The following is a 566-nucleotide window of genomic DNA, read 5'->3' on the forward strand; positions in this document are numbered from 1 at the left end:
ACCAGAATACGAGATTCTTCTCTCTATTCCTGGTATCGCTGAAACAACCGCCACCTCTATCATAGGCGAATTAGGAGATATTCGCCGTTTTCAGTCTAGTCTGCCAATCAAATCAACGCCTTTATTGGAATTGATCTAAGACACTACGAATCTGGAAACTTTCTGGCTCAAGAACACATCACCAAACGGGGCAATCCTTATGCCAGAAAGATTCTCTTCAAGACCATTCACAACATTGTTTCGGCCAATCATACCAATCCTTGCCACATTGCGGACTTTTACGAGAAACGAAAAAGACAATCGCAGACGACTTCAACTAAGCCTCATACGATTGCCTCAATACATCGCCTCATAAGGACAATGTATTACCTCATTACGCATAACAAACTTTACGATTACACTTTAACCCAAAATCATTAAAGCCGTCTATGCTCTATCATTGTAACACCTTATGAAAAAAATAGCTAGATAAGGTGTTGATTTTTGAACTGCAGCCCAAAAGTGAGACAAATAATTATTGAACGGATTTAATTCTGTATTGAACAGGACTAAGTCCTTTTAGTTTG

Annotated in this window: 1 pseudogene; it reads left to right on the top strand. The window is 39.0% G+C overall.

Annotated features, from left to right (window positions below):
- Positions 1–420, top strand: a pseudogene (locus AC3A84_RS18585) (transposase); the annotation flags it as partial.
- Between the last annotated feature and the right edge of the window lie 146 nt (positions 421–566).

It is taken from the genome of Paracidovorax sp. (assembly GCF_057642795.1).